The organism is Streptomyces coelicoflavus, from assembly GCF_045041415.1.
In the GTDB taxonomy this organism is placed as follows: Bacteria; Actinomycetota; Actinomycetes; order Streptomycetales; family Streptomycetaceae; genus Streptomyces; species Streptomyces coelicoflavus.
Genome location: NZ_CP108218.1, coordinates 2795750 through 2821909 on the forward strand (window position 1 = coordinate 2795750; position 26160 = coordinate 2821909).

Here is a 26160-nt window from a genome sequence, read left to right on the forward strand (position 1 = left end):
ACCGACGTATGCCTTCCTCGTACAACCAAAGGTGATGCTGACGCTGCTGAAGTGTCCTGGCAAAGACTACGGGGCCGCTCAGCAGACCTCTTCCAGGTCCCGCCAGTCACGCGAGTCCGGGCTGTCCGCCACCCACCCGTCCAGCAACCCCTTCACCAGCCCCGCCGGCGCAGCCACCCCGCACTCCCGCTCCGGCACCCACAGCTGCCCGTCGGTGCGGTGCCCGAGCGGCCCGGGGTGGCCGGGTTCGCTGTGGTCGTGCGGGTCGAGGTGCTCGCCCTCGCCCTCGTCGGACGGCATCCGGGACTCCGAGCACATCCGGCACAGCAGCCGGACGGACGACGACCAGTCCTCGGCCGCGAACCCGGCGTCGGCGGCCAGCTGCTCCAGGGCGTCCCGGTCGGCCTCGGTGGCGGCCTCCAGGAGGACCACCCAGGTGGGCACGGGCGAGGGCGCCCACAGCTCGATCTCGTCGAAGACGGGGTAGGAGTGCCCGGCCGAGGTCGTGCGCTCCCCGTGCGGCACGCCGTCGTGCAGGACGACCTCGCCCCACCGGCGCCCGGACGACGGCAGCGGGATGGACAGCACCTCGACGCGGGCGGGGTCGAGCCGCCGCCCCCACACCACCTCGGCCTCGCCCTCCGGGGACAGCCGTACGGCCGCGCTGCCGAGGTCCATGCCGAGCGGCTCGCTCGCGTCCGTGGCGTCCCCCGGGGTGCGCAGGCCGTAGGCCTGCCAGGCGCGGCGGGCCAGCGGCCAGTCCTGGAGGGCGGTCGCGGCGATGCCGACGTTCCACCAGTCGGGGGCTCCGCCGTCCCGGTCGAGCAGCGCGACGGCCCTGAGGCCGGCCGCCCTGGCCTGCTCCCAGTCGTGCCGGAACTTGTGCAGCAGCGCCAGGTTGAACCAGGACTCGGACAGCCAGGGCTCCAGATCCGCCGCTCGTGTCAGCAGCGCCCCCGCGTCGTCGTAGCGACCGTCGCCGATCAGCGTGAACGCGCGGTCGGTGGCCTGCCGCCAGGAGGCGGAGGGCCGGTGCCGTGCCTTGCCGAAGATCCTCACGATTCCCGCCTGCCAGTTCCGTTCAGTGGGCTGGCTGTGCCTTTCGCGCCCCCGGACACCCTCTCCCGGGCATCAAACCACGTACGGCTGCGGAGGCGCTCATTACCCATGGGTTACCCAGCCGCGGGCTCGGTAAGGCTGCCTCGGGACAGGACCCGGGCCAGCGCTTCCACCACCTCGGGAGCGTAGTCGCCGGCGGTGGCCAGGCGCAGCTCCTCCAGCGCCGTCAGGACACCGCCGGGGCCGGCGTCCCGCGCCTTCTCCTCGTAGGCGTTCACGACCCGCACGATCCGCGCGGCGACCGGCTGCTCCCGGCAGGGGTCGGCCTGCCGCTCCACCACCACCGCGACCGCCGCGTCGACGCCGGTCTGGCGGACGACGGCCCCGCCGAGCAGCGCGATCCGCCGCTGTTCGGCGACGGGCAGGTCCGCGGTGGCGCCCGCCGGGACCGGGTCGACCAGGCTGAGCTGGCCGATGTCGTGCATGAGGGCCGCGTACTCGAGGACGGTCAGCTCCGCCCCCGACAGCCCCAGGTCCCGTCCGACGGCCACCCCGAGCCCGGCGACGCGGCGGGCGTGCCCGGCCGGGGTGTACCCGGCGATCTCGGTGGCGCGGGCCAGGGAGGCGATGGTCTGCCGGTAGGTGGCCCGGACGGCCGCGTACCGCCGGTAGGAGAGCTGGGCGAGCAGCAGGGGCACGGAGAAGACGGGGAGCGCCCACAGTCCCGCGACGCTCACCGCAAGCGCCATCACCGCGCCGGTCGCGCACACCGCCGACGTGATCCCGACCATGCCGCGCAGCTCTTCGCGCAGCAGTGGTCCGAAGGGCCAGCCGGTGCGCGCGTGCGCGGGAGCCACGGCGAGCACGGCGTCGCACAGCGTGGTCAGGGCCAGCAGCCCGAGCAGCAGCAGCGCGTAGGCGGGGCCGCTCCAGTCGTCGAAGACGCCCTGGTTGGACAGCGGCCGGAAGCAGACGGCGGCGAAGCCGACGGTGAGCACGCGCCGCGCCAGGGGGTGGAGGACGGGGCCGCCGCCGCGGGCGACGTGGGGCACGCTGCCGAGCAGTGAGGCGGCGAGCACGACGGTGACGGTCTGCGCGACGCCGTGGTGCGCGGGCTGCCCGGCCACGTCTCCGAGCAGCGCGTACGCCAGCGCGCCGGCCGCCCCGAGCGGAGCCGCCTCCCGGGCCTCGGCGCCGGCCCGCCGGGTCAGCTCGCCGAGGGCGACCAGGCCGCCGAAGGCGAGCGCCACCGGCCGCTGCGCGGGCTCCGCGACCAGTACGGAGGCGAGGCACCCGAGTGCGAGGAGCCCGGCACCGCCGGGTACGAGAAGCAGCGCCGCCGGGGCCGAGGAAGGGGACCGGCCCGTCGCCGCCCTCCCCGGGGACGTGTCCGGGCGCCCCCGCCCGTGCCGGGGTGGGGAAGGGGGCGGCACCCGCGACGGGAAGGGCCTCATGGTCCGCCCCCGTCCACGCGGCCACCACGCCCCGCGCCGCGCCCCACCACCCGGAGCCGCCGCCCCGCGTCCCCGCTCCCCGCGCCGCGCCCCACCACCCGGAGCCGCCGCCCCGCGTCCCCGCTCCCCGCGCCGTGCCCCACCACCCGGAGCCGCCGCCCCGCGTCCCCGCTCCCCGCGCCGTGCCCCACCACCCGGAGCCGCCGCCCCGCGTGCCTCGTGCTCGTACGGACGCCCCGCGCCGGAGGCTCCGGATTCCTCACGTCGCCCCCTTGCCGACCCGGTCCCGCGCGCCCCCGCCCGGCACCGGGTCGGCGCGGGCCGGTGTGCCGTCCGCCGTCACCGCCGGACGCCAGCCGTGGCGGCCGAGGGCGTGGACCAGCGCCCGCACCATCCGCGGATCGAACTGCGCACCGGCACACCGCCGGAGCTCCTCCAGCGCCGCCGCGACGGGACGGGCCCTGCTGTAGGAGCGCGTGGACGTCATCGCGTCGAAGGCGTCGGCCACCGCGACCACCCGGGCCGACTCGGGGATCCGGTCGCCGACCAGTCCGTAGGGGTAGCCGCTGCCGTCCAGCCGTTCGTGGTGGTGGAGCACGGCGGCGCGGGCCTCTCCGAGGAAGCGGATGCCGCGCACCATCTCATGCCCGTACTCGGGATGCAGTTCGATCACCCGCCGCTCCTCGGGCGTCAGCGGACCGTCCTTGCGCAGCAGCCGGGTGGGCACACCGAGCTTGCCGACGTCGTGCAGGATCCCGGCGAAGCGGAGGGTCTCGACGCGTTCGTCGTCCATGCCCAGCTCGCGGGCGATCATCATGGAGACCTGCCCGACGCGTTCACTGTGGCCGCGCGTGTAGCCGTCCTTGATGTCGACGGCCTGCACCAGCGCCCGGATGGTCGCCTGGTGCGCGGCCCGCTCGCGGTGGTACTGGGCGAAGGCCCACCACGCCACGCACATCGGCAGCAGCACGAGCAGCGCGGCCACCGGACCGTACGGGCTGCGCCACAGGACCGCCATCATCAGTCCGGCGAGCCCGTGCACGGCGATCGGCGCGAGGGACCTGGAGAAGAGCCCCCGCCACGCCCGGCTCGGCGGTACGCGGTCGGCGAGGGTGAGGATGCCGCCGTCCAGGAGGGTGAGCACCAGGCAGAACGCGAGGACGGCGGCCCCGGCCGGCAGAAGGGCGTACGGGAAGGCGGGTTCGACGACCGCGTCCCGGCCGCCGAGCCGCCAGTGGACGCAGGCGGCGGCCCACACGGCGAGGGTCAGCTGCGCGGCCCGCCAGACGCGCCGCAGGCCGGGCGGCCGCCGGGGCGCCGGGGACAGCAGCGCCCCGGGCAGCGCCACGAGCGCGGCGGCGGGCGGCGGCAGCAGGAAGGCACCGGCGAGCAGGACGGGGTAGCAGGTCCCGACGAACCGGGACCGCGCGACCAGCTCGGAGCCCGCGTACAGCCCGGCCAGCAGCACCACCGCCCACCAGGGCGCGTGCACCGACGGCAGCGGCCGCAGGCAGAGCAGGGCGACGAGGGCGACGCACACGACGTACGCACGCGCGCGTGCCGGTACCGCGTCCATGAGCCCCCTCCCCGGCCACCCGGTAAGGCTCGGAGCCTAGGACGGCGACGGGGAGGCCGCGGGCAGATAAGCCGCGGATTAGCACGTACGAGTGACGCGGAACGGCTTGAGCGGCTCGGCGCGGCTCAGGACTCCTGGGGTGCCGACGGCGTGGCCGTCACGTCGTGCTCGGGCACGGACTGCCCGGACCGGATGAGGTCCAGCCGTCCCATGACCTTGGCGCGCAGGTCACCCGGCACGTCGTCCTGTCCGCAGCAGCGCTTGACCAGCTTCTTCACGGCCTGCTCCAGCCCGTACTTCTCCAGGCAGGGCGAGCACTCCTCGAAGTGGTGCTCGAACTTCACGCAGTCCGAGTCCGGCATCTCCTTGTCGAGGAACTCGTAGAGATGATCGAGGATTTCGCTGCAATCCGTCTCGTGCGGCTCTCCGCAGCTCATGACCCCGAGCCTTTCGCTTCGTTCGACTCTCCGGCGCCGGCCGGGACCAGGCCGCGGTCGCGGGCGTAGTCCTCCAGCATGCCGCGCAGCTGACGGCGTCCACGGTGCAGCCGGGACATCACCGTACCGATGGGTGTCCCCATGATGTCCGCGATCTCCTTGTAGGCAAAGCCCTCGACGTCCGCCAGATACACGGCGATACGGAATTCCTCGGGGATCGCCTGGAGTGCCTGCTTCACGTCCGAGTCGGGCAGGTGGTCGAGCGCCTGCGACTCCGCGGAGCGCAGACCCGTCGACATGTGCGACTCGGCACGGGCGAGCTGCCAGTCCTCGATCTCCTCGGCCGCGCTGCGCTGGGGTTCGCGCTGCTTCTTGCGGTACGAGTTGATGAAGGTGTTCGTGAGGATGCGGTACAGCCACGCCTTGAGGTTGGTGCCCTCGCGGAACTGGTGGAAGGACGCGTACGCCTTGGCGTAGGTCTCCTGCACCAGGTCCTCGGCGTCGGCCGGATTACGCGTCATGCGGAGCGCGGCCGAGTACATCTGGTCGAGGAACTCCAGCGCGTCCCGCTCGAAGCGCGCGCTGCGCTCCGCGGTCGACTCCGCGCCCGTACCCCGGCCCTCGGGCTGCTCCGCCTGGCCGTGTTCGGTCCCTGCGTCGGTCCCAGTGACCGGACCCACCTCCTCCGATGTCGTCGTGAAACCGAGACCGGTCTCACTCGAATCGGAGGATAGACGACCTGCGGTCGGGGACGCGTGCCGATCCGGTCCGCCCGCCGCCCGAATAGGGGCGGTCTTGGCAGCGTGCAGCACGGTCCAGTCCAGGTCGGCGCGGCTGCTGCGACTCGGGCAGAAGGCTGAACCCATGCGGCGGACTTCCTCTCCTACGGCGTCGGTGCTGGTTCTCAGCAACGTACGTCCGGCACAACAGTGACCGCGCGGCGGTCATTCCCGGGCGTTCAGCGGAGTGCGCCGATCCACTTCAGGACGCCGTCGGTGATCACCCGCAGCGCCTCCTCCTGGCTGATCTCCGCCCGCTTGGGCACGGCGAAGCCGTGGTCGCCGTACGGCACCTCGATCAGGTCGTAGGTTCCCGCGGGCGCCTCGGGAAACTCCTCCGGTCTGCCGAAGGGGTCGTTGCCGCCCTGGACCACGAGGGTGGGAACGCCCGCCCCGAGCAGTTCGTCGGCGCGGGACTTCTCCGGCTTGCCCGGCGGGTGCAGCGGGAAGCTGAGCGCGAGGACGGCGTGGGCGCCCAGTTCACCGGCAGTGCGGCAGGCGACGCGGGCGCCTGCGCTGCGGCCGCCCGAGATCACCGGCGGGCCGGGCGCGGTGAGCGCGGGCCAGACGCCCCGCCAGCCGGTGTCCAGGGTCTTCGGAGCGGGCGCCAGCTTCTTGCCGGCCACCCGCCAGGGCTGCTCCACGAGGGCGACGCTCACCCCGTGGGCGGGCAGTGCGGTCGCCAGCGCCGTCAGGTCGCGCGCCTCGATGCCGCCGCCGGCGCCGTGGCTCAGGGCGAGGACGAGGCGGGGGTCCCTTGCCCGGTGCCAGGTGATGCGGGCGGGGCCCGCGTCCGTCTCGACCGCCTCTGTCACAACCTCTGTCGTATCCGTCACGTCAGAAGAGTGTGCCCTCTTCCGGTGCCTCCAGCTCCTTGAGCAGCTCCGGCCCGTTGTTGCGGACGTTGCTCACGGCTGTGGAGACGGGGAAGGCCCGCATCAGCCCGGTGGGCGGGGGCGTCAGCAGGGAGGTCAGCCCGTCCGGGTCGGTGCGCGCCGGGTCGAGCCAGTCGTCCCAGCGGTCCGGCGTGAGCATCAGCGGCATCCGGGGGTGGATGTCGGCCAGGGCGTGCGGGCCGTCGGCCGGGGCGACCGCGAGCGGCGTGGTCTCGGCCTCGGTGGTGATCACCGAGCACGTCACCCACCAGGCCTGCGGGTGGTCGTCCGGCAGCGTCCGGTCCCGCCAGAACTCGTACAGCCCGGCCATGGCGAACACGGAGCCGTCGGCGGGGGTCACGAAGTACGGCTGCTTGCGGGGCCGCTTCTTGCGCCCCTCGACCTCCAGGTCCCGCTCCTGCTTGCCGGTGACCCACTCGTAGTAGCCGTCGGCGGGCAGGATGCAGCGCCGGGTGCTGAAGGCGCGGCGGTAGGAGGGCTTCTCGTGGACGGTCTCCGCGCGGGCGTTGATCATCCGGGCGCCGCCCTCGGGCGTCTTGGACCAGGACGGGACCAGGCCCCACTTCAGCTTCCGCAGCTGGCGAACCGGCTTCGGGTCCTCGACGTCTTTCAGGGGACGGTCCAGGACGGCGTAGACCTCCTTGGTGGGCGCCACGTTGTAGTCGGGTTCCAAGCTCTCCTTGGGCTCCCACTTCTCGATCTCGAAGATTCCCGCGAGATCCTCGGGTCGACGACTCGCCGCATACCGTCCGCACATACGTGCCACACTGCCAGACCCCGCGTTTCTACGAGGAGCCCTCCCCGAACATGGACCACCTCGCAACGGCCTCGCTCACCTCTCTGTGGGACGAGGTCTCCGGCACCCAGCCCGATCCCGACCTGTGGGTGGTGATCGCGACGCTGGTGGCCGCGCTCGCCGTCGTCGCGACGCGCGGATCGTGGCGGATAGCGCGCAACGCGATCACCATCGCCCACGAGGGCGGCCACGGCCTGGTGGCCCTGCTGACCGGGCGCGCCCTGACCGGGATCACCCTGCACTCGGACACCAGCGGGCTGACGGTGAGCCGGGGCAAGCCGCACGGCGTCGGGATGATCCTGACGGCGGTCGCCGGCTACACCGCTCCCCCGCTGCTCGGCCTCGGCGGCGCCGCACTGCTGGCGGCCGGGCGCATCACACTGCTGCTGTGGCTGGCGACGGCGCTGCTGGTGGCCCTGCTGGTGATGGTCCGCAACGCGTACGGGGTGCTGACGGTCGTGGTCACCGGCGGCACGTTCGTCCTGGTGTCGTGGCTGGCCGGGCCGCAGGTGCAGGCGGCGTTCGCGTACGCGGTGGTCTGGTTCCTGCTCCTGGGCGGGGTGCGCCCGGCGTTCGAGTTGCAGGCCAAGCGGTCGCGGGGCGGCGCCGGGGACTCGGACGCGGACCAGCTGGCGCGGCTGACCCACGCGCCGGCGGGGGTGTGGTTCTTCCTCTTCCACGCGGTGTCGCTGTGCTCGCTGATCGGCGGGGGGCGCTGGCTGCTGGAGCTGTGAGGCCCGGCGTGCGCCCACCCGCGCCCCATGGGTGCGCATATATGCACGGCAAGTACACTGTTGCGGTTTCGGTCAGGTTTCGCCGCTTTTGATCAAGATCTCCGATCGCCTTCAGCCATTAAAGTGGGGCCCATGACCGTGAACCCCGCGCACACCGCCCTCTGGTCCGCCCCGCACGCGAGCGGAGCCGTCGACGCGACCGTCCACGTGCCCGGATCCAAGTCGGTCACCAACCGCGCCCTGGTCCTGGCCGCCCTCGCCTCCGAGCCCGGCTGGCTGCGCCGCCCGCTGCGCTCCCGCGACACCGTGCTGATGGCCGAGGCGCTGCGCGCGATGGGCGTCGAGATCGAGGAGGGCGTGGGCCCGGACGGCACCGGCGAGTTCTGGCGGGTCATCCCGGCGGGTCTGCGCGGCCCGGCCACGGTCGACGTCGGCAACGCCGGCACGGTGATGCGGTTCCTGCCGCCGGTCGCCACGCTCGCCGACGGCGCCGTCCGCTTCGACGGCGACCCCCGGTCCTACGAGCGTCCCCTGCACGGCGTGATCGACGCGCTGCGCGTGCTGGGCGCCCGTATCGACGACGACGGGCGCGGCGCCCTGCCGCTGACCGTGCAGGGCGGCGGTGCCCTGGAGGGCGGGCCGGTCGAGATCGACGCGTCGTCCTCCTCGCAGTTCGTCAGCGCCCTGCTGCTGTCCGGACCGCGCTTCAACCAGGGCGTCGAGGTGCGGCACACCGGCTCCGCGCTGCCGTCCATGCCGCACATCCGCATGACCGTCGACATGCTGCGCGCGGTCGGCGCCCAGGTCGACACCCCCGAGTCCGGCGGCGAGCCGAACGTGTGGCGGGTGACGCCGGGCGCGCTGCTCGGCCGGGACCTGACCGTCGAGCCCGACCTGTCCAACGCCCAGCCGTTCCTGGCGGCGGCGCTGGTGACCGGCGGCAAGATCGTGATCCCCGACTGGCCGTCCCGCACCACCCAGCCCGGCGACCGGCTGCGCGAGATCTTCACCGAGATGGGCGGTTCCTGCGAACTGACGGACTTCGGGCTCGTGTTCACCGGGTCGGGCGCGATCCGCGGCATCGACGTCGACCTGAGCGAGGTCGGCGAGCTGACCCCGGGCATCGCGGCCGTCGCCGCCCTCGCGGACTCCCCGTCGACCCTGCGCGGCGTGGCCCACCTGCGGCTGCACGAGACGGACCGGCTGGCCGCGCTCACCAAGGAGATCAACGAACTCGGCGGTGACGTCACCGAGACCGCCGACGGCCTGCACATCCGCCCGCGCCGGCTGCACGGCGGGGTCTTCCACACCTACGAGGACCACCGCATGGCCACCGCCGGCGCCGTCCTCGGCCTCGCGGTCGAGGGGGTGCAGATCGAGAACGTCGCGACCACCGCCAAGACGCTGCCCGACTTCCCCGACCTGTGGACCGGGATGCTCGGGGCGTAGGGACGGTTCGCCATGCGCCGCTACGGCAAGCACACCGACGAGGACGACATCCGCACCCGCCCGAACCGCAAGGGCAACCGGCCGCGCACCCACATCCGGCCCAAGCACGAGGACGCCGCCGGGGGCCTGGTCCTCACGGTCGACCGCGGCCGGCTGACCTGCCTGGTCGAGGACCGGGTCGTCATGGCGATGAAGGCCCGTGAACTGGGCCGCAAGGCCGCCGTGGTCGGCGACCGGGTGGCCCTGGTCGGCGACCTGTCCGGCAAGAAGGACACGCTCGCGCGCATCGTCCGCATCGAGGAGCGGGCCTCCGTCCTGCGCCGCACGGCCGACGACGACGACCCCTACGAGCGGGTGGTCGTCGCCAACGCCGACCAGCTCGCCGTCGTCACCGCCCTCGCCGACCCCGAGCCGCGCCCCCGCCTCATCGACCGCTGCCTGGTCGCGGCGTTCGACGGCGGCCTCACCCCCCTGCTGGTGATGACCAAGTCGGACCTGGCACCCCCGGACGAACTGCTCGAGCTGTACGGCGCGTTGGACATCCCGTACGTCGTCACCAGCCGGGAGGAGCTGGAGAACGGCGCCGCCGCCGACCTCGTGCGCGAGCATCTGGACGGGAAGATCACGGCGTTCGTCGGCCACTCCGGCGTCGGCAAGACGACCCTGGTCAACACCCTGGTGCCCGAGGACCGCCGCCGGGTGACGGGGCACGTCAACGCGGTGACGGGCCGCGGCCGGCACACCACGACCTCGGCGCTCGCCCTGCCGCTGTCCTCCGCCGAGGGCGGCTGGGTCGTCGACACCCCGGGCGTGCGGTCGTTCGGGCTGGCGCACATCGACCCGTCCCGGGTGATCAACGCCTTCCCCGACCTGGTGCCCGGCACGGAGGGCTGCCCGCGCGCGTGCAGTCACGACGAGCCCGACTGCGCCCTGGACGCCTGGGTCGCGGAGGGGCACGCCGACCCGGCCCGGCTGTACTCGCTGCGCCGGCTGCTGTCGACACGCGAACGCAAGGAAGGCGACTGACCACCGCGTTGTTTGCCGTGCCGTGCAACCGGTAAGTGCATAATCGCACCAAGCCGGAACCAAGTCCGAGCAAAGCCCGACGAAGTCGTCGCAGGACGAGGTGAACGCCCAACGCGAGCCACTGACCGGCACCGGTCGACACGGCGGTCACGGTACGGGACTACGGGAGGACGAGACATGGCGTGGCTGCTGGTCATAGTGGCCGGGGTGCTCGAAACCGGCTTCGCCGTCTGTCTGAAGCTGTCGCACGGTTTCACGCGGCTCTGGCCCACCGTCGCCTTCTGCGCCTTCGCGCTGGGCAGTTTCGGCCTGCTGACCATGTCCCTGAAGAAGCTCGACGTCGGTCCCGCCTACGCGGTGTGGACCGGCATCGGCGCGGCGGGCACGGCCATCTACGGCATGATCTTCCTCGGCGACCTGGTCTCGACCCTGAAGATCGTCTCGATCAGCCTCGTCATCATCGGCGTCATCGGACTGCAACTGTCGGGCTCGGCCCACTGAGCCGGGCGCCGCTACGCGCTCGACGGGCGCGGCAGTGCGGTGCGCAGGAGGTCGGCCACCGAGCCCTCGGCGGGCGGCGCCGCGACACAGGACAGGGCGAGCCGTACGGCCAGTTCGCAGGAGCGGACCAGCTCGGCGGCGTCCGGCGGCGGAGGCGTTCCGGAGCCGTGAAGGGCGGCCACGGCACGGTCGCGGACGAGGCGCACGAAGTCACCGGGCGAGGGCAGCGGACCGTCGGCCCGCCGCTGGGCCGGCCCGGCGGAGGAGGAGGGCACCGCCGTCAGGGCCGGTGAGGGCAGCCGCTCGCTCCAGCAACCGGTGAGCAGGGCCCGGACCAGCGCGTTGTCGTGAGCCGCCGACAGCATCCACTCGGCGGTGGCGGCGAGGCGCTCACCGGGGTCGCTGGGCCCGGACAGCGCGCGCTCGACGCCGGCGAGATAGCCGTCGGCCGCACGCCTCACGAGCGCCCGGGCGAGCCCCTCCTTGCTGCCGAACTCGTTGTAGAGGGTCTGCCGGGACACCCCGGCGGCGGCCGCCACGTCCACCATCCGCACGGCGTACCACGGCCGGCGGGCCAGCGCCGTGTACGCGGCGTCGAGCAGGGACTCCCGGGCTGCAGGCACCCTCGCCTCCCTCGGGCCGAGCGACTTGCTGCCAGACGTGCCGAGCGACTTCCTGCCAGATTTGACGGGTATGGGGGCACTGTCAAGGGTCCTCGCAACCACCGCTCGGGCCCTCTCGCCCACCACGCCGGGCCCTCTCACCCACCGCCCGTTCGGGCCCGCGCACCCGCCGCGCCGGGCCCTCTGACCACCGCTCGCTCGGGCCCGCACCCGCCACGCCGGGCCGTCGTGGCAGCACCGCGCCCGGCCGCGACAGCACCGCGCCGTGGCGGCACCGCGCCGTGGCAGCACCGCGTCGGGCCCTGCCTCCGCCTCCCCGCGCGCCGCCACGCCCGCCGAACCCGTGGTGGCCCCGGCCCGGCCGCGGCAGATAGCGTGACGGCATGCCCGATTACCTCGACGACCTCCGCCTCGCCCACGTGCTCGCCGACGCCGCCGACGCCGCGACGATGGACCGCTTCAAGGCCCTCGACCTGAAGGTCGAGACGAAGCCGGACATGACCCCGGTGAGCGAGGCGGACAAGGCCGCCGAGGAACTCATCCGCGGCCACCTCGCCCGCGCCCGCCCCCGCGACTCGGTGCACGGCGAGGAGTTCGGCGTCGCGGGCACCGGGCCCCGGCGCTGGGTCATCGACCCGATCGACGGCACCAAGAACTACGTGCGCGGCGTCCCGGTCTGGGCCACCCTGATCTCCCTCATGGAGGCGGGAGAAGGCGGCTACCAGCCGGTGGTCGGCCTCGTCTCCGCACCTGCCCTCGGCCGCCGCTGGTGGGCTGTGCAGGACCACGGCGCGTTCACCGGCCGCAGCCTGACCTCGGCCTCCCGGCTCCGGGTCTCCCAGGTCTCGACGCTCCCCGACGCCTCCTTCGCGTACTCCTCGCTGAGCGGCTGGGAGGAGCAGGGCCGCCTCGACGGCTTCCTCGACCTGACCCGCGAGGTGTGGCGCACGCGCGCGTACGGCGACTTCTGGCCGTACATGATGGTCGCCGAGGGCTCGGTGGACATCTGCGCCGAACCCGAGCTCTCCCTCTGGGACATGGCCGCCAACGCGATCATCGTCACCGAGGCCGGCGGCACCTTCACCGGCCTCGACGGCCGCCCCGGCCCGCACAGCGGCAACGCGGCCGCGTCGAACGGCCGGCTCCACGACGAGCTGCTCGGGTATCTCAACCAGCGCTACTGAGCGCCCGCCGACTCACCCTCCGCGCCCCCTTGTTGACCGGTGCTTTACCTGCCACTCTGAGGATTCCCCTACTTGTGAACTTGTGAATCCATGAACAACTCATGGATCACCGGCAGGAGGTGGCTCCACCCATGCTCGTCCGCGAAGTCATGAGCACGGTCGTCCTCACCATCGGTCCCGCCCACACCCTCCGCCAGGCCGCCGCCCTGATGTCCGCACGCCGCGTCGGCGCGGCCGTGGTGTACGACCCGGACGCCGGCGGCATCGGCATCCTCACCGAACGCGACGTCCTGGTCTCCGTCGGCCGGGGCCAGGACCCGGACACCGAGCGGGCCCACGGCCACACCACCACCGACGTCGTCTTCGCCGCCCCGACCTGGACGGTGGAGGAGGCGGCGGGCGCGATGGCGCACGGCGGCTTCCGCCACCTCATCGTCCTGGACGGCGGCGAGCCCGTCGGCATCGTCTCGGTGCGGGACATCATCCGCCGCTGGGCGCCGGCGCGGGCCCCGCACCACGCACCGGTGGTGACCGCCTGACGGAAGTCGCCGACCGCGCGCTCGACGATGTCGGGCGCGCGAAGGCGCCTCGGACCGCGGTTCCTAGAGTAGACATTGTCTAAATCAATCTGTGATCCAAAATCACACCCGTTCGGAACCTGGTCCCCTTGCTGTTAAGCTGGCTGGTATGAGTGACCTTCTGGAACGGCTGCGCGGTCGCGGTTGGCGCATGACCGCGCAGCGGCGCGTGGTGGCCGAGGTCCTCGACGGCGAACACGTCCATCTGACGGCCGACGAGGTGCACTCCCGGGCCGTGGACAAGCTCCCCGAGATCTCCCGGGCGACGGTCTACAACACCCTGGGCGAGCTGGTCTCGCTCGGCGAGGTGCTGGAGGTCGCGACGGACAAGCGCGCCAAGCGCTACGACCCGAACGCGCACCGGCCGCATCACCACCTGGTCTGCGCCCAGTGCGGCGCGATCCGCGACGTCCACCCGACCGGCAACCCGCTGGCCGACCTCCCCGACTCTGAGCGCTTCGGCTTCGCGGTGTCGGAGGTCGAGGTGACCTACCGCGGCACCTGCCCGAACTGCGCGGCGGCGTGAGGAGCACGGATTTGCTTCTCGACTTCGCGTTGACGTAGTGTTCCATTCATCGACGCGGGGTGGAGCAGCTCGGTAGCTCGCTGGGCTCATAACCCAGAGGTCGCAGGTTCAAATCCTGTCCCCGCTACTGAACACTGAGGGCCGGGATCCGAAAGGATCCCGGCCCTCAGTGCATCCTGACCGCGGGCAGTCGTGCCGCTGGGGCGGCACGGGTGGGCGCGGCGGCACCCGGCAAGCGCCGGTCCGCGTAACCCTCCCCCCGCCCAGCCGAATCCCGGGCACCTTCAAAAGGCGCCCCAGCTCAGCGCAGCGTCACGCGTCACGCCGACAGCTCCTGCCGCAACGCGTCCCGCAACCGCGCCGCCCGCTCCCCCACCTCCACCGGCCCCAGCGACACCGCCAGGTCGGCCCACCGCTGCCCCTCCGCCAGCTCCCCCCGCCGCGCGAACACCAGCGCCAGCCGCAGCGCCGCCCGCCCGTGCCCGGCGTCGGCCGCCCTGCGCCACCACACCACGGCCTCGGGCTCACTGCCCTCACGGGCCAGCAGCAACCCCAGGTTGAACGCCCCGTTGCGCGACCCGGCCTCGGCCGCCTCCCGGTACCACCGTGCCGCCTCCACCACGTCGCCGCGCGCCGCGGCGAGCATCCCGACCCGTACCTGGGCCCGCCGGTGCCCCTGGGAGGCCGCGCGCTCGTACCACTCCTCGCACTCGGACTTCTCCTGCGCCGGCTCCCCCAGCTCGTGCGCGGGCGCGGGCGGCCGGCGCGCGTCCAGCACCGACGCCAGCCGGTACGCCGCCTCCGCACTGCCGCCCCCCGCCGCACAGCGCAGGAACCGCTCCGCCTCACGCTCGTCCCCGCCGCGCAGCCGCGCCATGCCGACCTGAAGGGCCGCCTCGGTGTGCCCGGCCGCGGCGGCCCTCTCGTACCAGCGCAGCGCCGCCCGCTCCTCGCTCCGCCCCGCGTGCAGGATCCCGAGGTTGAAGGCGGCGTCCACACTGCCCGCCTCGGCGGCCTTGGAGAACCAGGGCTCCGCGCCGGTCTCGTCACCGGCCCGCAGCAGCAGGATGGCCAGCGCGTTGGAGGCCTCCCGGTGCCCGGCGTACGCGGCCCGCCGGTACCACTGCTCGGCCTGCGCGGTGCGCCCCTGCTCGGCGCAGAGCAGCCCGAGGTTGTACGCCCCGTTGTCGTCGCCGGCGTCCATCGCCGCCCGGTACCAGCGCTCCGCGGTCTGGGTCTCGCCGCGCTCGGCGTGCAGCGCGCCGAGGGCGTTGGCGGCGTTGCCGTCGCCGTCCTGGGCGGCGCGCAGCCACCACACGGCGGCGCTCTCGGTGTCCCCGGCGTCCCGCAGCAGGAAGCCGAGCGCGCAGGCGGCGCGGGCCTCGCCGTCCTTGGCGGACGTGAGGTACCAGCGGCCGGCCTCCTTGAGCTCGCCGCGCTTCTCCAGGATCGTCCCGAGGTGCAGCGCGCCCCGCCGGTGACCGCGTGCGGCGGCCTGCCGGTACCACTGCTCGGCCTCGTCCGCCGCGAGGGCGGCCGCCTTGTCGCCGCCGCCGTCGCACCCCCCGGCACGCCGGTCCAGCGTCCGCGCCAGCCGGTACGCCGCTTCCCGGTGCCCGCGTTCGGCGGCGGCCCGCATCCACCTCTCGGACCCGGCGTCGTCGCCGCGGTGCTCCAGCAGGTCGGCGAGCGCGTAGGCGGCCAGCACGTGGCCCTGCTCGGCGGACTGGCACAGCCAGTACTCGGCGGCGGGCTCGTCCCCCCGTTCGCGGAAGTGCCGGCCCAGCGCGTGCGCGGCGGCGGCGGATCCGGCTACGGCGGCGATGCGCCACCATCCGGCGGCCTCGTCGGCGTATCCCCGCTGGTGCAACAGGACGCCCAGGTTGTTCGCGGCGGCCCGGTCACCGGCCGCGGTGGCGGCGCGCAGGTGGGACTCGGCCCCGTCGAAGTCGCCGCGGCGCAGCAGCAGCGCGCCGAGCACGCTCATCGCCTCGACGTCACCGCCGTCGACGGCGAGCCGCAGACGCACTTCCTCGGCGGCTTCGTCGGCGGCCTCCTGAGCCTCGTCCGCAGCCTCCTGACCGGACAACTGACCGGACGGCTGCGCAAAACGCCCTGTCCCGAACAGATTTGCCATGTCCCCCATAACGTTCATCGTCGCACCACCCGCAACCTCGGTACATCCGGTATACCGCAGTCAGTGAGGTCACTTCAGCGTTTTGTCGACATGCCCACAGGGAGACAAGTCAAACACAGATCGGCCCAACTCCCCTTGGCGGCGCGGCCGTCGAGCTCGCCGGTACATGCGTTCGCACATCACGAAGGCCCGGATTCCTTGTGGGAATCCGGGCCTTCGTGGTCGTTCGCAACCAGCTCACGACGTCAGTAGCGGGGACAGGATTTGAACCTGCGACCTCTGGGTTATGAGCCCAGCGAGCTACCGAGCTGCTCCACCCCGCGCCGTTGTGTTCACAACCCTAGCACGGCGCGGGATGGGCTTTGACCAGCTCGAACGCCTGACGCGAACGCCCGGCGCGGGGCCGGCGGTCAGCCGGTGTCCGACCTTCCGCCGGCGTCACCGGTCGGGGTCGCGTCCGGACTGGCCTTGTCGCCCCCGGCCTTGTCCCCGCTGCTCTTGCCGCCGGCGTCCTTGTCGCCGTTCTTGTCGCCGGCGCTCTGGTCCGCCTTGGCCTGTGCGTCCTCGGCCCGCTGAAGCGCCTCCTCCAGGTCCTTCTGTGCCTCGGCGTACGCGGCCAGGTCCTTCTTCTCCAGGGCCTTCTGCCCGGCGTCGAAGGCCTTCTGCGCATCGCTCAGCGCTTCCCGGACCGTCGGGTTGGTGGACGACGGCGGCGGCTGGGTGGTGTCGTCGCCCTCGTCCGCCGGTGGTGGCTCCTCGTTCTCGGCGGCCTGGGCTCCGAAGACCTTGTTGAGGGCCGCGTCGAGCGTGTTCTCGAAGGCGGTGTTGCCCCCGTAGCTCACCAGGACCTTGCGCAACAGCGGGTACTTGAGGTCGCCACCGCGCACGTAGACGGGTTCGACGTACAACAGCCCGCCGTCCAGCGGCACCGTCAGCAGGTTGCCGTACTCCACCTCCGAGTCGCCGCCTCTCAGCAGCCTGATGGACTCGGCGATGTCCTGTTCGGAGTTGAACTGGCTCTGCACCTGTTTGGGGCCGTCGACGGTCGTACTCGTCGGCAGTTTCAGAATTCTGATCTTGCCGTAGTCACTGGTGCCCGCCTCGGCGTCGACCGCCATGAACGCGCTCAGGTTGTCACGCCCGTTGGGTGTGAACGTCGTCGTCAGCGAGAACGCCTGCGCCTTCTGGTCGGGCATCTTCATGCTCAGGTAGTACGGCGGTACGGCGTCGCCCGACTTGTTGGTCGGGTCGTCCGGCACCTGCCACACCTCGCTGCCGCTGAGGAACGTGTTGGCGTCCTTCACGTGGTAGCGCGTGAGCAGCTCGCGCTGGACCTTGAACAGGTCCTGCGGATAGCGCAGATGCGCCATCAGCTCCTTGGAGATCTCGCCCTTGTCCTTCACCGTGTCCGGGAACGCCTTCATCCAGGTCTTCAGGATCGGGTCCTGGGTGTCCCACTGGTACAGCTTCACGTCACCGCTGTACGCGTCGACGGTCGCCTTCACGGAGTTGCGGATGTAGTTGACCTGGTTCTGCTGGGCCACCACCGCGCGCGAGTTGTTGTTGGCGGTCAGCGAGTCGGCCGTGGTGTCGCCGAGCGTGGTGCGCGAGGCGTACGGATAGCCGTTCGTCGTCGTGTAGGCGTCGACGATCCACTGGATACGGCCGTCCACCACCGCCGGGTAGGCGTCGCCGTCGATGGTCAGCCAGGGGGCGACCGCCTCGACGCGCTCCTTGGGCGTGCGGTTGTACAGGATCCGCGACCCGTCGCCGATGGCTCCGGAGTAGAGGATCTGCGGCTCGCTGAACGCGGCCGCGTACGCCGCCCGGTTGACCGGGTTGGACAGGTCGACGCCGCCGTCGCCCTTGTAGCTGAAGGTCTTCTCCCCGGTGTCGTCGGAGTAGTCGATCTCCTTCTGGGGACCGCCGACGATCGAGTAGGTGGTGGTCTTCTCGCCGTAGTAGATCCGCTGCTCGTACTTCCCGAGGTCGCCCTCGGACGGCAGGTTGGACTCGGTGAAGACCGGGCGTCCCTCGGAGTCGACCTGGGTGCCCTTCGCCGCGACCACGCCGTAGCCGTGGGTGTAGCGGAAGTGGTTGTTGATCCAGTTCTTCTTCGGGATGCCCGCCAGGTTCAGCTCGCGCAGACCGATGACCGTGTCCTGGTCCTTGCCGTCCTTGGCGTACCGGTCGACGTCCAGGTTGGTCGGGAACGCGTAGTAGTTACGCATCTGCTGGAGCTGCTGGAACGTCGGCGAGATGACGTTCGGGTCCATGATGCGGATGGACGCCGCGGCGTCCACGTCGTCACGGAGCTTCGTCTTGTCCTTGGTCTCGCTCTTGCCCGGGTACTCGCTGACCTGGGTGCCCTCGATGCCGTACGCGTCGCGCGTGGCGGCGAGGTTCTTCTCGACGTACGGCGCTTCCTTGGCCTGCTCGTTCGGCTGGACCTGGAACTTCTGGACCAGCGCCGGGTACAGACCGCCGATGAGGATGGCGGAGAGCACCATCAGGCCGAAGCCGATCACGGGCAGCTGCCAGGTACGCCGCCACAGGGTGGCGAAGAACAGCAGGGCGCAGATGACCGCGATGCAGAACAGGATCGTCTTGGCCGGCAGGTAGGCGTTGGCGTCGACGTACCTGAGGCCCGTCCAGTTGTCGGTCGCCTTGAAGTCGCTGGACTTCACCGCGAGACCGTACCGGTCCAGCCAGTAGGCGACCGCCTTCAGGGCGACGAAGACGCCGATGAGCACGGACAGGTGCCCGGTGGCGGCGGCCGTGGCACGCGCGCCCGGGCTGGTGACGCGGAGCCCGCCGTACAGGTAGTGGGTCAGCGCGGCTGCGATCACGGAGATGATCACGGCTGCGAAGCCGAAGCCGAGCAGGAACCGGTACCAGGGCAGGTCGAAGGCATAGAAGGAGACGTCCAGCTTGAACTGGGGGTCCTTCTGCCCGAAGGGCACGCCGTTGACCCACATCAGCCAGGTCCGCCACTGCCCGGAGGCCGAGGCGCCCGCGATCAGGCCGACCAGGGCGGTGATGCCGAGCAGCAGCCACTTCTTGTACGGGGCGATGCCCATCCGGTACCGGTCGAGGTTCTGCTGCTCCATCGACATGGCGCTCAGCGGCGGGCGCAGGCGGTGGGCCAACCAGATGTTGAACCCCACGGCGAGCGCCATCAGCAGGCCGAAGACGAAGAAGAGACCGATCTTGGTCCACAGGGTCGTCGTGAACACCGACGAGTAGTGGACCGACCGGTACCAGAGCCAGTCCGTCCAGAATCCCGCGAACATGGTGAACGCCATGAGGAGCACGGCTAGGACACCAAGTGTCAGCAGCAGGGTTCGGACACGCCGGGACGGGCGGCCCACTCTGATCCGCGGCCCCGACGGGGGGCCTCCGCCGCGGTCCGGCATCTGGAAAGCCAAGGTGCGCACCTCGAAGTTCGCTGTTGATCCGTCAGGCCCTCGGGTTCGCGGGCCCCCCGTGCGCCCCCGTGATCGTGGGCCCACACTTATGCAACTTACTCATCGTTTACTCGGTTCCCGATTCGGGCCATGAACGAGGCAGGATTGTGACCATGTCCAACACCCCCATGGCAGCGAGCCCCCTCACCCGGGCCGTGCTCGAGATCGACGAGTACGTCTCCGGCCTCGGCTGGGACCAGCCCGCACGCCTCTTCGCACTTGTCGACACCGCACGACTGAGGGCCGACCAGCCCTCCCTCGCGGACCGGCTCGGTCTGCGGGACGAGTCGGAGAGCTCCGGCCTCACCCCGATCGAGCAGGACGAAGTTCCAACGGACCAGGCGCTCGACGAGTTCCTGGGCACCATCGCCTGGCCCGACGCCGTGGTCGGCTGCGCGCTCGCCGTGGAGCGTCTCATGCTGCCGCCCTCCGCCGAGGCCCAGGTGCCGCAGGGCCTGAACGAGAAGAAGCTCGCCCAGTGGGTCGCGGAGCACCCGGACCGTCAGGAGGTCCGCATGACGGTCGCGGTCCTGCGGGACGGCACCCGCGACTCGGCCCTGCGGCTGCGGGAGAAGGACGCGGCCACGGATGTCCTCACCGGCTCCGACCTGGTGCCGGGACTGGCCGAGGCGCTGACGGCCACCTTCGCCGAGTAGGCCCCGGGCCGCCGGTCGCTGGGTGCGGGGGCTATCCCTCCGTGCACTTCGGCAGGTCGGCGGTCTTCCCGGAGCGGATGTCCTTCAGCGCGCCGAGGGCGTCGTCGATGGTGTCGACCTTCACGAGGGTGAGCCCGTCGGGGGTGTCCTCGGCCGCTGCCGCGCAGTTGTCCGCGGGCGTCAGGAAGTACCGGGCGCCCTTGTCGTGCGCGCCGATGGTCTTCATCCCGATGCCGCCGATCGGGCCGACCTTGCCGTTGTCGTCGATCGTCCCGGTGCCGGCGACGAACTTGCCGCCGGTGAGGTCGCCCGGGGTGAGCTTGTCGTAGATGCCGAGGGCGAACATGAGGCCGGCGCTGGGACCGCCGACGTCGGCCAGCTTGATGTCGATCTCGAACGGGAACGTGTGATCGGTCCCTGCCGAGATCCCTACGACGGCGCGCTTCTCGCCGCCGTCGTCGGACGTCTCGGTGGTGATCGTGACCTTCTCCGTCTTCGTGGCCGTCCGGCCCTCCTTCTCCGCGGCGGCCTGCTCCTTGGCGGGCACGATCGTGAAGACGGTGTCCTGTCCGGGCTCGTGCTCGGTCACCAGCTCGGCGACGTCCGCGGGCTTCTTGACGGCCGTACCGTCCACGGCCCTGATCACGTCACCGGCATGCAGTTTGCCCTGTGCCGGGGAGTCCTTGACCACCGCGGAGACGACCACCCAGGCCTTCACCGGGATGTCGAGCGCCTTCAGGGCGGCGACCTTCGCGGTCTCCTGGGAGTGGCTGAACTCCTCCGCGTTCTCCTGCGTGGCCTCTTCCTCGGTCTTCCCGTCCGGGTAGAGGGTCTCGTGCGGCACCACGCTGTTGTCGTGGGCGAGCCAGCCGTAGACGGCCTCCACCAGGTTCATCTTGTACTCGGCGCTGGTGACCCGGACGGTCGTCATGTTCAGGTGGCCGCTCGCCTCATAGGTCTTGTGACCCGAGATCTGCAGCACCGGCTCGCCGTCGTGGTCCCCGAGGGTGTTCACCGTCGGCCCGGGAGACATCTCCGAGTAGGGCACGGGGATGAAAACACCCGCGCACAGGAGCGCGATCAGCAACAGGGTGGAGGCGAGCATCGTCGCGGTGCGGCGTGGCATGGCACGACAGTACGGGACGCGGCTGTCGGAACACCGTCAGGGCGGCGGGCGCCGAAACTGCCGTCGGGCAACCGTCAAGCGCCCGTGCGGGGCTTCTCCATCGCCTCACGGAACCGGGCGTACCCATCCAGCTCGGGACCGTCGCTCCGTGCCTTGCGGGTCCGGTTGGCCCAACTGCCCCACAGGCCCGCACCGACAGCGGCCACCAGCGGAATCAGCAACCAGGCGAGTGCCGCCATGCCGACCTCCCAACCCCTTGAGCGTCCGCGACTGACTGATCAGCAGATTAACCATTCGCAGTGACAACGCTCACGCCGGGGGGCGGGTTACGCAACCGGAGGTGACCGGGGCGAAAGCGCTACGCGCCCACCCGCCCTCCCGTCGCCCGACCACCACCCCTCACCGAGGGCGCTACGCGCCCACCCGCCCTCCCGTCGCCCGACCACCACCCCTCACCGAGGGCGCTACGCGCCCACCCATTCCTCGGTGCCGTCGGAAAACGTCTGGTGCTTCCAGATGGGCACCTCGTGCTTGAGGTCGTCGATCAGCTTGCGGCAGGCGTCGAAGGCCTCGCCCCGGTGCGGGCAGGACACCGCGACGACCACCGCGAGGTCCCCGATCTCCAGGTCACCCACACGGTGCAATGCCGCGAGCGCCCGTACGGGGTACTCCGCGACGACCTTCTCGGCGATCCGCCGCATCTCGGCCTCGGCGCTCGGGTGGCACGAGTACCCGAGCCGGTCGACGTCGGTGCCTCCGTCGTGGTTGCGCACGGTACCCACGAACAGCGCGGTGCCGCCGGACGCGTCGTCGCCGACCGCGCGGAAGACCTCGTCCACGGACAGGGGCGTCTCACGGATGCCGATCAGCTTCACGGGGTCCGCTGCGGCCCGCTCACCGGGGTGGTCGTTCGAGGTTGCCATATGCCCATCGTGCCCCACGCCGCCGGCGACGCGGAATAGCGTGATCACCCCGCACGCGCGCGTGCCGCGTTGGAGCCTCCTACAGAGGCAGCGGCCACCCCGGATTCTCGTCAGATGCGGCGCCGTGCCTTCCGCGCGCGGCGCACCACGGCGGCCGCGCCCAGCAGCGCCACCGTCGCGCCCGCGGCTCCCGCCGCCGTCGCGTCCTTGCGCCCGAGGCGCCGCCCGGCGACCGTGTGCCGCCCCGCGACCTCCTCGAGCAGCTCCGCCAGCACCTCCTCGTTGGTGTGCTTCGGACGCCAACCGGCATCGTGCAGACGACTGCCGCTCACGACCCAGGGGTACATCGTGTACGCCAGGTCCCCGGCCGGTGAGGGCGTCAGTCCGATCCGGTGCAGCCGGGCCGCCGCGCCGAGCGCGACCGCCGAGGGCAGCTCCATGCGCCGAATGCCGCTGAGCTCCTCGACCTCCTCCTGCTCCAGCCAGCCGTCGCACCCGACGGCCAGCTCTCCGTCGGCCTTCTCCAGGACGGCGTACTCCAGGGCGCTGCACAGGTCGTCGACGTGGCAGAACTGCCAGGCCGGCCTCGACCCGGCCACGACCAGCAGGCGCGGCGACTCGAAGTACCTGGTCAGGGCGGTGTCCATGCCGCCGACCAGTACGGCGGGCCGGACGACCGTCACGTTGAGGCCGGGGTGCGCCCGCGGCGCGCGCCGCGCGAGCCGCTCGATCTCCAGCAGGTCTCCGACACCGGTGGCCTCGGCCGTGGCGCGCAGCTCGGCGTCCTCGGACAGCGGCAGCTCGTTGTCCGGGAGGGCGCCGTAGACCATCGCGGAGGTGCACAGCACGACACGGTGCACACCGGCCGCCGCGGCGGCCGTCAGAACGGTCTGCGTCCCCCGGACGTTGTAAGCCGTACGGGCGGCCGCGTCGGTCTCCAGGTCGAGGTCGAGCGCCAGGTGCACCACAACGTCCGCACCACGCAGTTTCTCGGCGATGGCCGGGTCCCGTACGTCCAGGATCTGCCACTCGGCCGCCTCGCACCCGCCGCGCCGTTCGTCGATGGCCACGACCCGTCTGACCTCGTCGGACGCGGCGAGCCGCTCGGTGAGCAGCGCCCCGACCCCGGACGCGGCACCGGTGACCGCTACGACGGGTCCGCGCGCGCCGGGGCGTGCGGAACTGGTTGACTGGTTTCGCGCTGCGCGAACCTGCGGATCTGGGGAACTCACCGGGCGTCTCCAGAGGTTGTCTTCAGTACGAGCGCGAGCGACGCGTGCGTACCAGGTGGCATCCATCCTGCCGCAGGCCGTCAGTCGGCGAAGCACCGAGGCCCGATCGGCTTCGGGTGTCTACGCTGGGTGGTGAAGTCGGGCAGCCGTGCCGCCGGAAAGAACCGGCGGCCCTACCAGCCGAGGAACCCCGTGAGTGACACCCCATTCGGATTCGGCCTTCCGCCGGAGGAGCCGGACGACGGCGACGAGGGCAAGAAGAAGGACCAGCAGAGCGGCGGTGGTCAGGGACCGGCCAACCCGTTCGGTTTCGGGACGCCTGGAGCCGGAGGCCTGGGCGGCCCCGGTGCGGACAACCCGTTCGCTGCCATGTTCGGTTCCATGAACCCCAACGACCTGGGCGCCGCGTTCCAGCAGCTGGGCCAGATGCTCTCCTACGAGGGCGGCCCGGTGAACTGGGACATGGCCAAGCAGATCGCCCGCCAGACGGTCTCCCAGGGCACCCCGGACGGCCGCAAGGACGCCAGCGTCGGCCCCGCCGAGCGCAATGCCGTCCAGGAGGCCGTGCGGCTGGCCGACCTGTGGCTGGACGACGCGACCGCCCTGCCCTCGGGCGCGGGCACCGCCGTGGCCTGGAGCAGGGCGGAGTGGGTCGAAGCGACCCTGCCCGCCTGGCGCGAGCTGGTCGACCCGGTCGCCGAGCGCGTCGGCAACGCCATGGGTGACGTGCTGCCGGAGGAGATGCAGGCCATGGCGGGTCCGCTGATCGGCATGATGCGGTCCATGGGCGGCGCCATGTTCGGCACCCAGATCGGGCAGGCCGTCGGCGTACTCGCCGGCGAGGTCGTCGGCTCGACCGACGTCGGTCTGCCGCTCGGCCCGGCGGGCAAGGCCGCGCTGCTCCCGGCGAACATCGAGTCGTTCGGCAAGGACCTCGGCGTGCCCCAGGAGGAGGTGCGGCTGTATCTCGCCCTGCGCGAGGCCGCCCACCAGCGACTCTTCGCGCACGTGCCGTGGCTGCGCTCGCACCTGTTCGGCGCCGTCGACGGCTACGCCCGTGGGATCAAGGTCGACACGGCCAAGCTGGAGGACGTGGTCGGCCAGTTCGACCCGCAGAACCCCGAGCAGTTGCAGGAGGCTCTCCAGCAGGGCATGTTCCAGCCGGAGGACACCCCGGAGCAGAAGGCGGCCCTGGCTCGTCTGGAGACGGCCCTGGCGCTCGTCGAGGGCTGGGTGGACGCGGTGGTGCACACCGCCGCCAAGCCGCGCCTGTCCTCCGCCGACGCGCTGCGGGAGACGCTGCGCCGCCGTCGCGCCTCGGGCGGGCCCGCGGAGCAGACCTTCGCCACGCTGATCGGCCTGGAGCTGCGCCCGCGCCGGCTGCGCGACGCCTCCCGCCTGTGGGCGTCCCTGACGGACGCGCACGGTGTCGACGGCCGGGACGGCCTGTGGGCCCACCCGGACATGCTGCCGACCGCGACCGACCTGGACGACCCGGACGGCTTCGTGCACCGTGAGCAGCTCGACTTCTCCGAGCTGGACAAGATGCTCGGCGAGGCGGCGGGCAAGCCCGACCTGAAGAAGAAGGACGAGGGCGACCGGGGCGAGAACCGGTCCGACGACCGGGACAAGCCCAAGGGCGACGACGGCGAGTGAGCCTCCACGACGACGCGGTCCTGGTCCTGAAGGCGTACGAGGGCCAGGACGAGCTGCGCCAGGTCTATCTGGACCATCTCGCGACGCACCCCGACGGGCTGTGGAAGGCCTGCGCCGACGGGCACATCACCGCGAGCGCCATGGTGATCGACCCGTCGCGCGGGCGGGTCCTGCTCACCCTGCACAAGAAGATCCGCAAGTGGCTGCAGATGGGCGGTCACTGCGAGCCGGTCGACGAGACGCTGGCCCGGGCTGCCCTGCGCGAGGGCACGGAGGAGTCGGGCATCGCCGGACTCGCGCTGCTGCCCGGCGGTCCCGTGCGGCTGGACCGCCACAGCACGCCCTGCGCCTGGCACCTGGACGTCCAGTACGCGGCCCTGGCTCCCGAGGGGGCCGTGGAGGCGATCAGCGAGGAGTCCCTCGACCTGCGCTGGTTCCCGTACGCCGAGGTCGCGGACGTGGCCGACGAGTCGGTCGTACGCCTGCTGGAGGCGACCCGCGCCCGCCTGTGACCGGTAAGGGGTGACCGCCATGGCGATCACCCCTTACCGAACGGTGGCCCCGTGCCCGTGCTCAGCTCCAGACGTTGCCCTGGTTCTGGCCGCGGGCCCCCTGCTGGCCCATGCCGTACTGGGCGGCGAGGCCCGAGCCGACCTGCGCGTTCTGCGGCGGCAGCAGCTCGCTCGGCTGGACGAGCGCGAAGCCGCTGCCCATGAAGCTCAGCTCCCAGCCCTCACCCGTGTTGCCACGGCGCCGCCACACCCCGGAGGAGTGCGTCTGGGCCTGCATCTGCACGCGCAGGCCGGTGGACCATGCGACGATCGCGTCGGCGTCGCAGTTGACGTACTTGTCGGGCGTCACCTGCATGAACAGGGGCGAGCCCGAGGTCATCAGGGCGACCTTGCCGCGGCCCGTGATGTTGAGCTGGTACTTCCCCGAACCGGAGATGCCGTACAGGCTGTCCACCGCGATGACCTCGTGGTGCAGGTTCGAGTCCATCGCGAGCACGTAGCTGCTGTCGACGGTGAGGCCGTCCTGGTCGACGTCCACCACGTGGACGCACTGGGCGAGGTTGGCGAAGTAGACCGTGCCCTGCCCGTGGCAGCGCATCAGGTCCAAGCCCTCACCGGTGCGCGCCCGCGCGCGCGACTGGTTGTTGCTCTGGTACTCGGCGTCGAACTCGACGAGCCCCTGGTAGGCGACCATCGTGCCCTTGCGGGCGAGCACGTCGTCGTGGCCCGTCAGGGCGACGCGGAGCATGTGCTTGTTCTGGAGGCTCCAGGCCTCCTGGCTCTGCTGGTCGTTGTAGGCGAAAATCGGGCTCTGCATGGTGTTCCTGCTCCCC

The 26160-nt window shown here is 72.0% G+C and carries 25 protein-coding genes and 2 tRNA genes; 11 read left to right on the forward strand and 16 right to left on the reverse strand.

Annotated features, from left to right (window positions below; translation table 11 throughout):
• Positions 1–78: 78 nt before the first annotated feature.
• From OHA99_RS12180 to OHA99_RS12210, 7 genes are all read right to left on the reverse strand, one after another.
• Positions 79–1059 carry a hypothetical protein gene (locus tag OHA99_RS12180; protein WP_153178034.1) on the reverse strand — a complete coding sequence of 327 codons (981 nt, stop codon included), beginning with the start codon at positions 1057–1059 and terminating at the stop codon, positions 79–81.
• Between the two features lie 113 nt (positions 1060–1172).
• Positions 1173–2513 carry an HD-GYP domain-containing protein gene (locus OHA99_RS12185; protein WP_282881377.1) on the reverse strand — a complete coding sequence of 447 codons (1341 nt, stop codon included), beginning with the start codon at positions 2511–2513 and terminating at the stop codon, positions 1173–1175.
• A 259-nt stretch (positions 2514–2772) separates the two neighbouring features.
• Positions 2773–4089: an HD-GYP domain-containing protein gene (locus OHA99_RS12190; RefSeq protein WP_405695709.1), complete on the reverse strand. Its 1317-nt coding sequence runs from the start codon at positions 4087–4089 to the stop codon at positions 2773–2775.
• 125 nt (positions 4090–4214) lie between these two features.
• Positions 4215–4526 carry a mycothiol system anti-sigma-R factor gene (gene rsrA, locus OHA99_RS12195; RefSeq protein WP_061442628.1) on the reverse strand — a complete coding sequence of 104 codons (312 nt, stop codon included), beginning with the start codon at positions 4524–4526 and terminating at the stop codon, positions 4215–4217.
• Positions 4523–5206, reverse strand: coding sequence for an RNA polymerase sigma factor SigR (sigR, locus tag OHA99_RS12200; RefSeq protein WP_003973756.1), 684 nt, complete (start codon positions 5204–5206; stop codon positions 4523–4525). The genes rsrA and sigR overlap by 4 nt, the downstream gene beginning before the upstream one ends.
• A gap of 278 nt (positions 5207–5484) precedes the next feature.
• Positions 5485–6120, reverse strand: a complete 636-nt coding sequence (locus OHA99_RS12205; RefSeq protein ID WP_405695713.1) for an alpha/beta family hydrolase — start codon at positions 6118–6120, stop codon at positions 5485–5487.
• Positions 6121–6142: 22 nt separating this feature from the next.
• Complete coding sequence (locus tag OHA99_RS12210) at positions 6143–6958, reverse strand: SOS response-associated peptidase (RefSeq protein ID WP_153178037.1); 816 nt, start codon at positions 6956–6958, stop codon at positions 6143–6145.
• A 50-nt stretch (positions 6959–7008) separates the two neighbouring features.
• Between OHA99_RS12210 and OHA99_RS12215 the strand changes: the two genes are divergently transcribed.
• The 4 genes from OHA99_RS12215 to OHA99_RS12230 all read left to right on the forward strand — a co-directional run bounded on the left by OHA99_RS12215 (position 7009) and on the right by OHA99_RS12230 (position 10707).
• Complete coding sequence (locus tag OHA99_RS12215) at positions 7009–7731, forward strand: M50 family metallopeptidase (protein WP_405695715.1); 723 nt, start codon at positions 7009–7011, stop codon at positions 7729–7731.
• A gap of 132 nt (positions 7732–7863) precedes the next feature.
• Positions 7864–9180: a 3-phosphoshikimate 1-carboxyvinyltransferase gene (gene aroA, locus OHA99_RS12220; RefSeq protein ID WP_405695716.1), complete on the forward strand. Its 1317-nt coding sequence runs from the start codon at positions 7864–7866 to the stop codon at positions 9178–9180.
• A 12-nt stretch (positions 9181–9192) separates the two neighbouring features.
• Positions 9193–10206, forward strand: a complete 1014-nt coding sequence (gene rsgA, locus OHA99_RS12225) for a ribosome small subunit-dependent GTPase A (RefSeq protein ID WP_007444522.1) — start codon at positions 9193–9195, stop codon at positions 10204–10206.
• Positions 10207–10383: 177 nt separating this feature from the next.
• Positions 10384–10707: a multidrug efflux SMR transporter gene (locus OHA99_RS12230; RefSeq protein WP_007444521.1), complete on the forward strand. Its 324-nt coding sequence runs from the start codon at positions 10384–10386 to the stop codon at positions 10705–10707.
• A gap of 11 nt (positions 10708–10718) precedes the next feature.
• Here the strand turns inward: OHA99_RS12230 and OHA99_RS12235 are convergent, their stop codons facing one another.
• Positions 10719–11330: a TetR/AcrR family transcriptional regulator gene (locus OHA99_RS12235; protein WP_153178041.1), complete on the reverse strand. Its 612-nt coding sequence runs from the start codon at positions 11328–11330 to the stop codon at positions 10719–10721.
• Between the two features lie 383 nt (positions 11331–11713).
• Between OHA99_RS12235 and hisN the strand changes: the two genes are divergently transcribed.
• From hisN to OHA99_RS12255, 4 genes are all read left to right on the forward strand, one after another.
• Positions 11714–12514, forward strand: coding sequence for a histidinol-phosphatase (hisN, locus tag OHA99_RS12240; protein ID WP_007444539.1), 801 nt, complete (start codon positions 11714–11716; stop codon positions 12512–12514).
• Between the two features lie 131 nt (positions 12515–12645).
• Positions 12646–13053 carry a cyclic nucleotide-binding/CBS domain-containing protein gene (locus OHA99_RS12245; protein ID WP_007444538.1) on the forward strand — a complete coding sequence of 136 codons (408 nt, stop codon included), beginning with the start codon at positions 12646–12648 and terminating at the stop codon, positions 13051–13053.
• A gap of 148 nt (positions 13054–13201) precedes the next feature.
• A complete protein-coding gene (locus tag OHA99_RS12250) occupies positions 13202–13618 on the forward strand; it encodes a Fur family transcriptional regulator (RefSeq protein ID WP_042825116.1) in 417 nt (138 codons plus the stop codon).
• 53 nt (positions 13619–13671) lie between these two features.
• A tRNA-Met gene (locus OHA99_RS12255) sits at positions 13672–13745 on the forward strand.
• 192 nt (positions 13746–13937) lie between these two features.
• Here OHA99_RS12255 and OHA99_RS12260 read toward each other — a convergent pair.
• The 3 genes from OHA99_RS12260 to OHA99_RS12270 all read right to left on the reverse strand — a co-directional run bounded on the left by OHA99_RS12260 (position 13938) and on the right by OHA99_RS12270 (position 19171).
• Positions 13938–15773 carry a tetratricopeptide repeat protein gene (locus OHA99_RS12260; RefSeq protein WP_194279931.1) on the reverse strand — a complete coding sequence of 612 codons (1836 nt, stop codon included), beginning with the start codon at positions 15771–15773 and terminating at the stop codon, positions 13938–13940.
• A gap of 231 nt (positions 15774–16004) precedes the next feature.
• A tRNA-Met gene (locus OHA99_RS12265) sits at positions 16005–16078 on the reverse strand.
• A gap of 87 nt (positions 16079–16165) precedes the next feature.
• Positions 16166–19171: a UPF0182 family protein gene (locus OHA99_RS12270; protein WP_153181757.1), complete on the reverse strand. Its 3006-nt coding sequence runs from the start codon at positions 19169–19171 to the stop codon at positions 16166–16168.
• 164 nt (positions 19172–19335) lie between these two features.
• Here OHA99_RS12270 and OHA99_RS12275 point away from each other — a divergent pair, with 164 nt between their 5' ends.
• Positions 19336–19878 (forward strand): PPA1309 family protein, encoded by a 543-nt coding sequence (locus tag OHA99_RS12275; RefSeq protein ID WP_164383295.1) that lies wholly within the window; start codon positions 19336–19338, stop codon positions 19876–19878.
• Between the two features lie 31 nt (positions 19879–19909).
• Here the strand turns inward: OHA99_RS12275 and OHA99_RS12280 are convergent, their stop codons facing one another.
• From OHA99_RS12280 to OHA99_RS12295, 4 genes are all read right to left on the reverse strand, one after another.
• Positions 19910–21004, reverse strand: a complete 1095-nt coding sequence (locus OHA99_RS12280; RefSeq protein ID WP_405695719.1) for a PDZ domain-containing protein — start codon at positions 21002–21004, stop codon at positions 19910–19912.
• A gap of 74 nt (positions 21005–21078) precedes the next feature.
• Complete coding sequence (locus OHA99_RS12285) at positions 21079–21243, reverse strand: hypothetical protein (protein WP_007444545.1); 165 nt, start codon at positions 21241–21243, stop codon at positions 21079–21081.
• Positions 21244–21468: 225 nt separating this feature from the next.
• Positions 21469–21927 (reverse strand): molybdenum cofactor biosynthesis protein MoaE, encoded by a 459-nt coding sequence (locus OHA99_RS12290; RefSeq protein WP_165684871.1) that lies wholly within the window; start codon positions 21925–21927, stop codon positions 21469–21471.
• A gap of 110 nt (positions 21928–22037) precedes the next feature.
• Positions 22038–23159: an SDR family oxidoreductase gene (locus tag OHA99_RS12295; RefSeq protein ID WP_405695721.1), complete on the reverse strand. Its 1122-nt coding sequence runs from the start codon at positions 23157–23159 to the stop codon at positions 22038–22040.
• 192 nt (positions 23160–23351) lie between these two features.
• Here OHA99_RS12295 and OHA99_RS12300 point away from each other — a divergent pair, with 192 nt between their 5' ends.
• Positions 23352–24815, forward strand: a complete 1464-nt coding sequence (locus tag OHA99_RS12300) for a zinc-dependent metalloprotease (RefSeq protein WP_153178048.1) — start codon at positions 23352–23354, stop codon at positions 24813–24815.
• The gene (locus tag OHA99_RS12305; protein ID WP_405695722.1) at positions 24812–25327 is read left to right on the forward strand and encodes an NUDIX hydrolase; all 516 of its coding nucleotides are present in this window, start codon (positions 24812–24814) and stop codon (positions 25325–25327) included. Before OHA99_RS12300 ends, OHA99_RS12305 begins: the two co-directional genes overlap by 4 nt.
• A 61-nt stretch (positions 25328–25388) precedes the next feature.
• Here OHA99_RS12305 and OHA99_RS12310 read toward each other — a convergent pair whose 3' ends face one another.
• The gene (locus tag OHA99_RS12310; RefSeq protein ID WP_153178050.1) at positions 25389–26144 is read right to left on the reverse strand and encodes an AIM24 family protein; all 756 of its coding nucleotides are present in this window, start codon (positions 26142–26144) and stop codon (positions 25389–25391) included.
• Between the last annotated feature and the right edge of the window lie 16 nt (positions 26145–26160).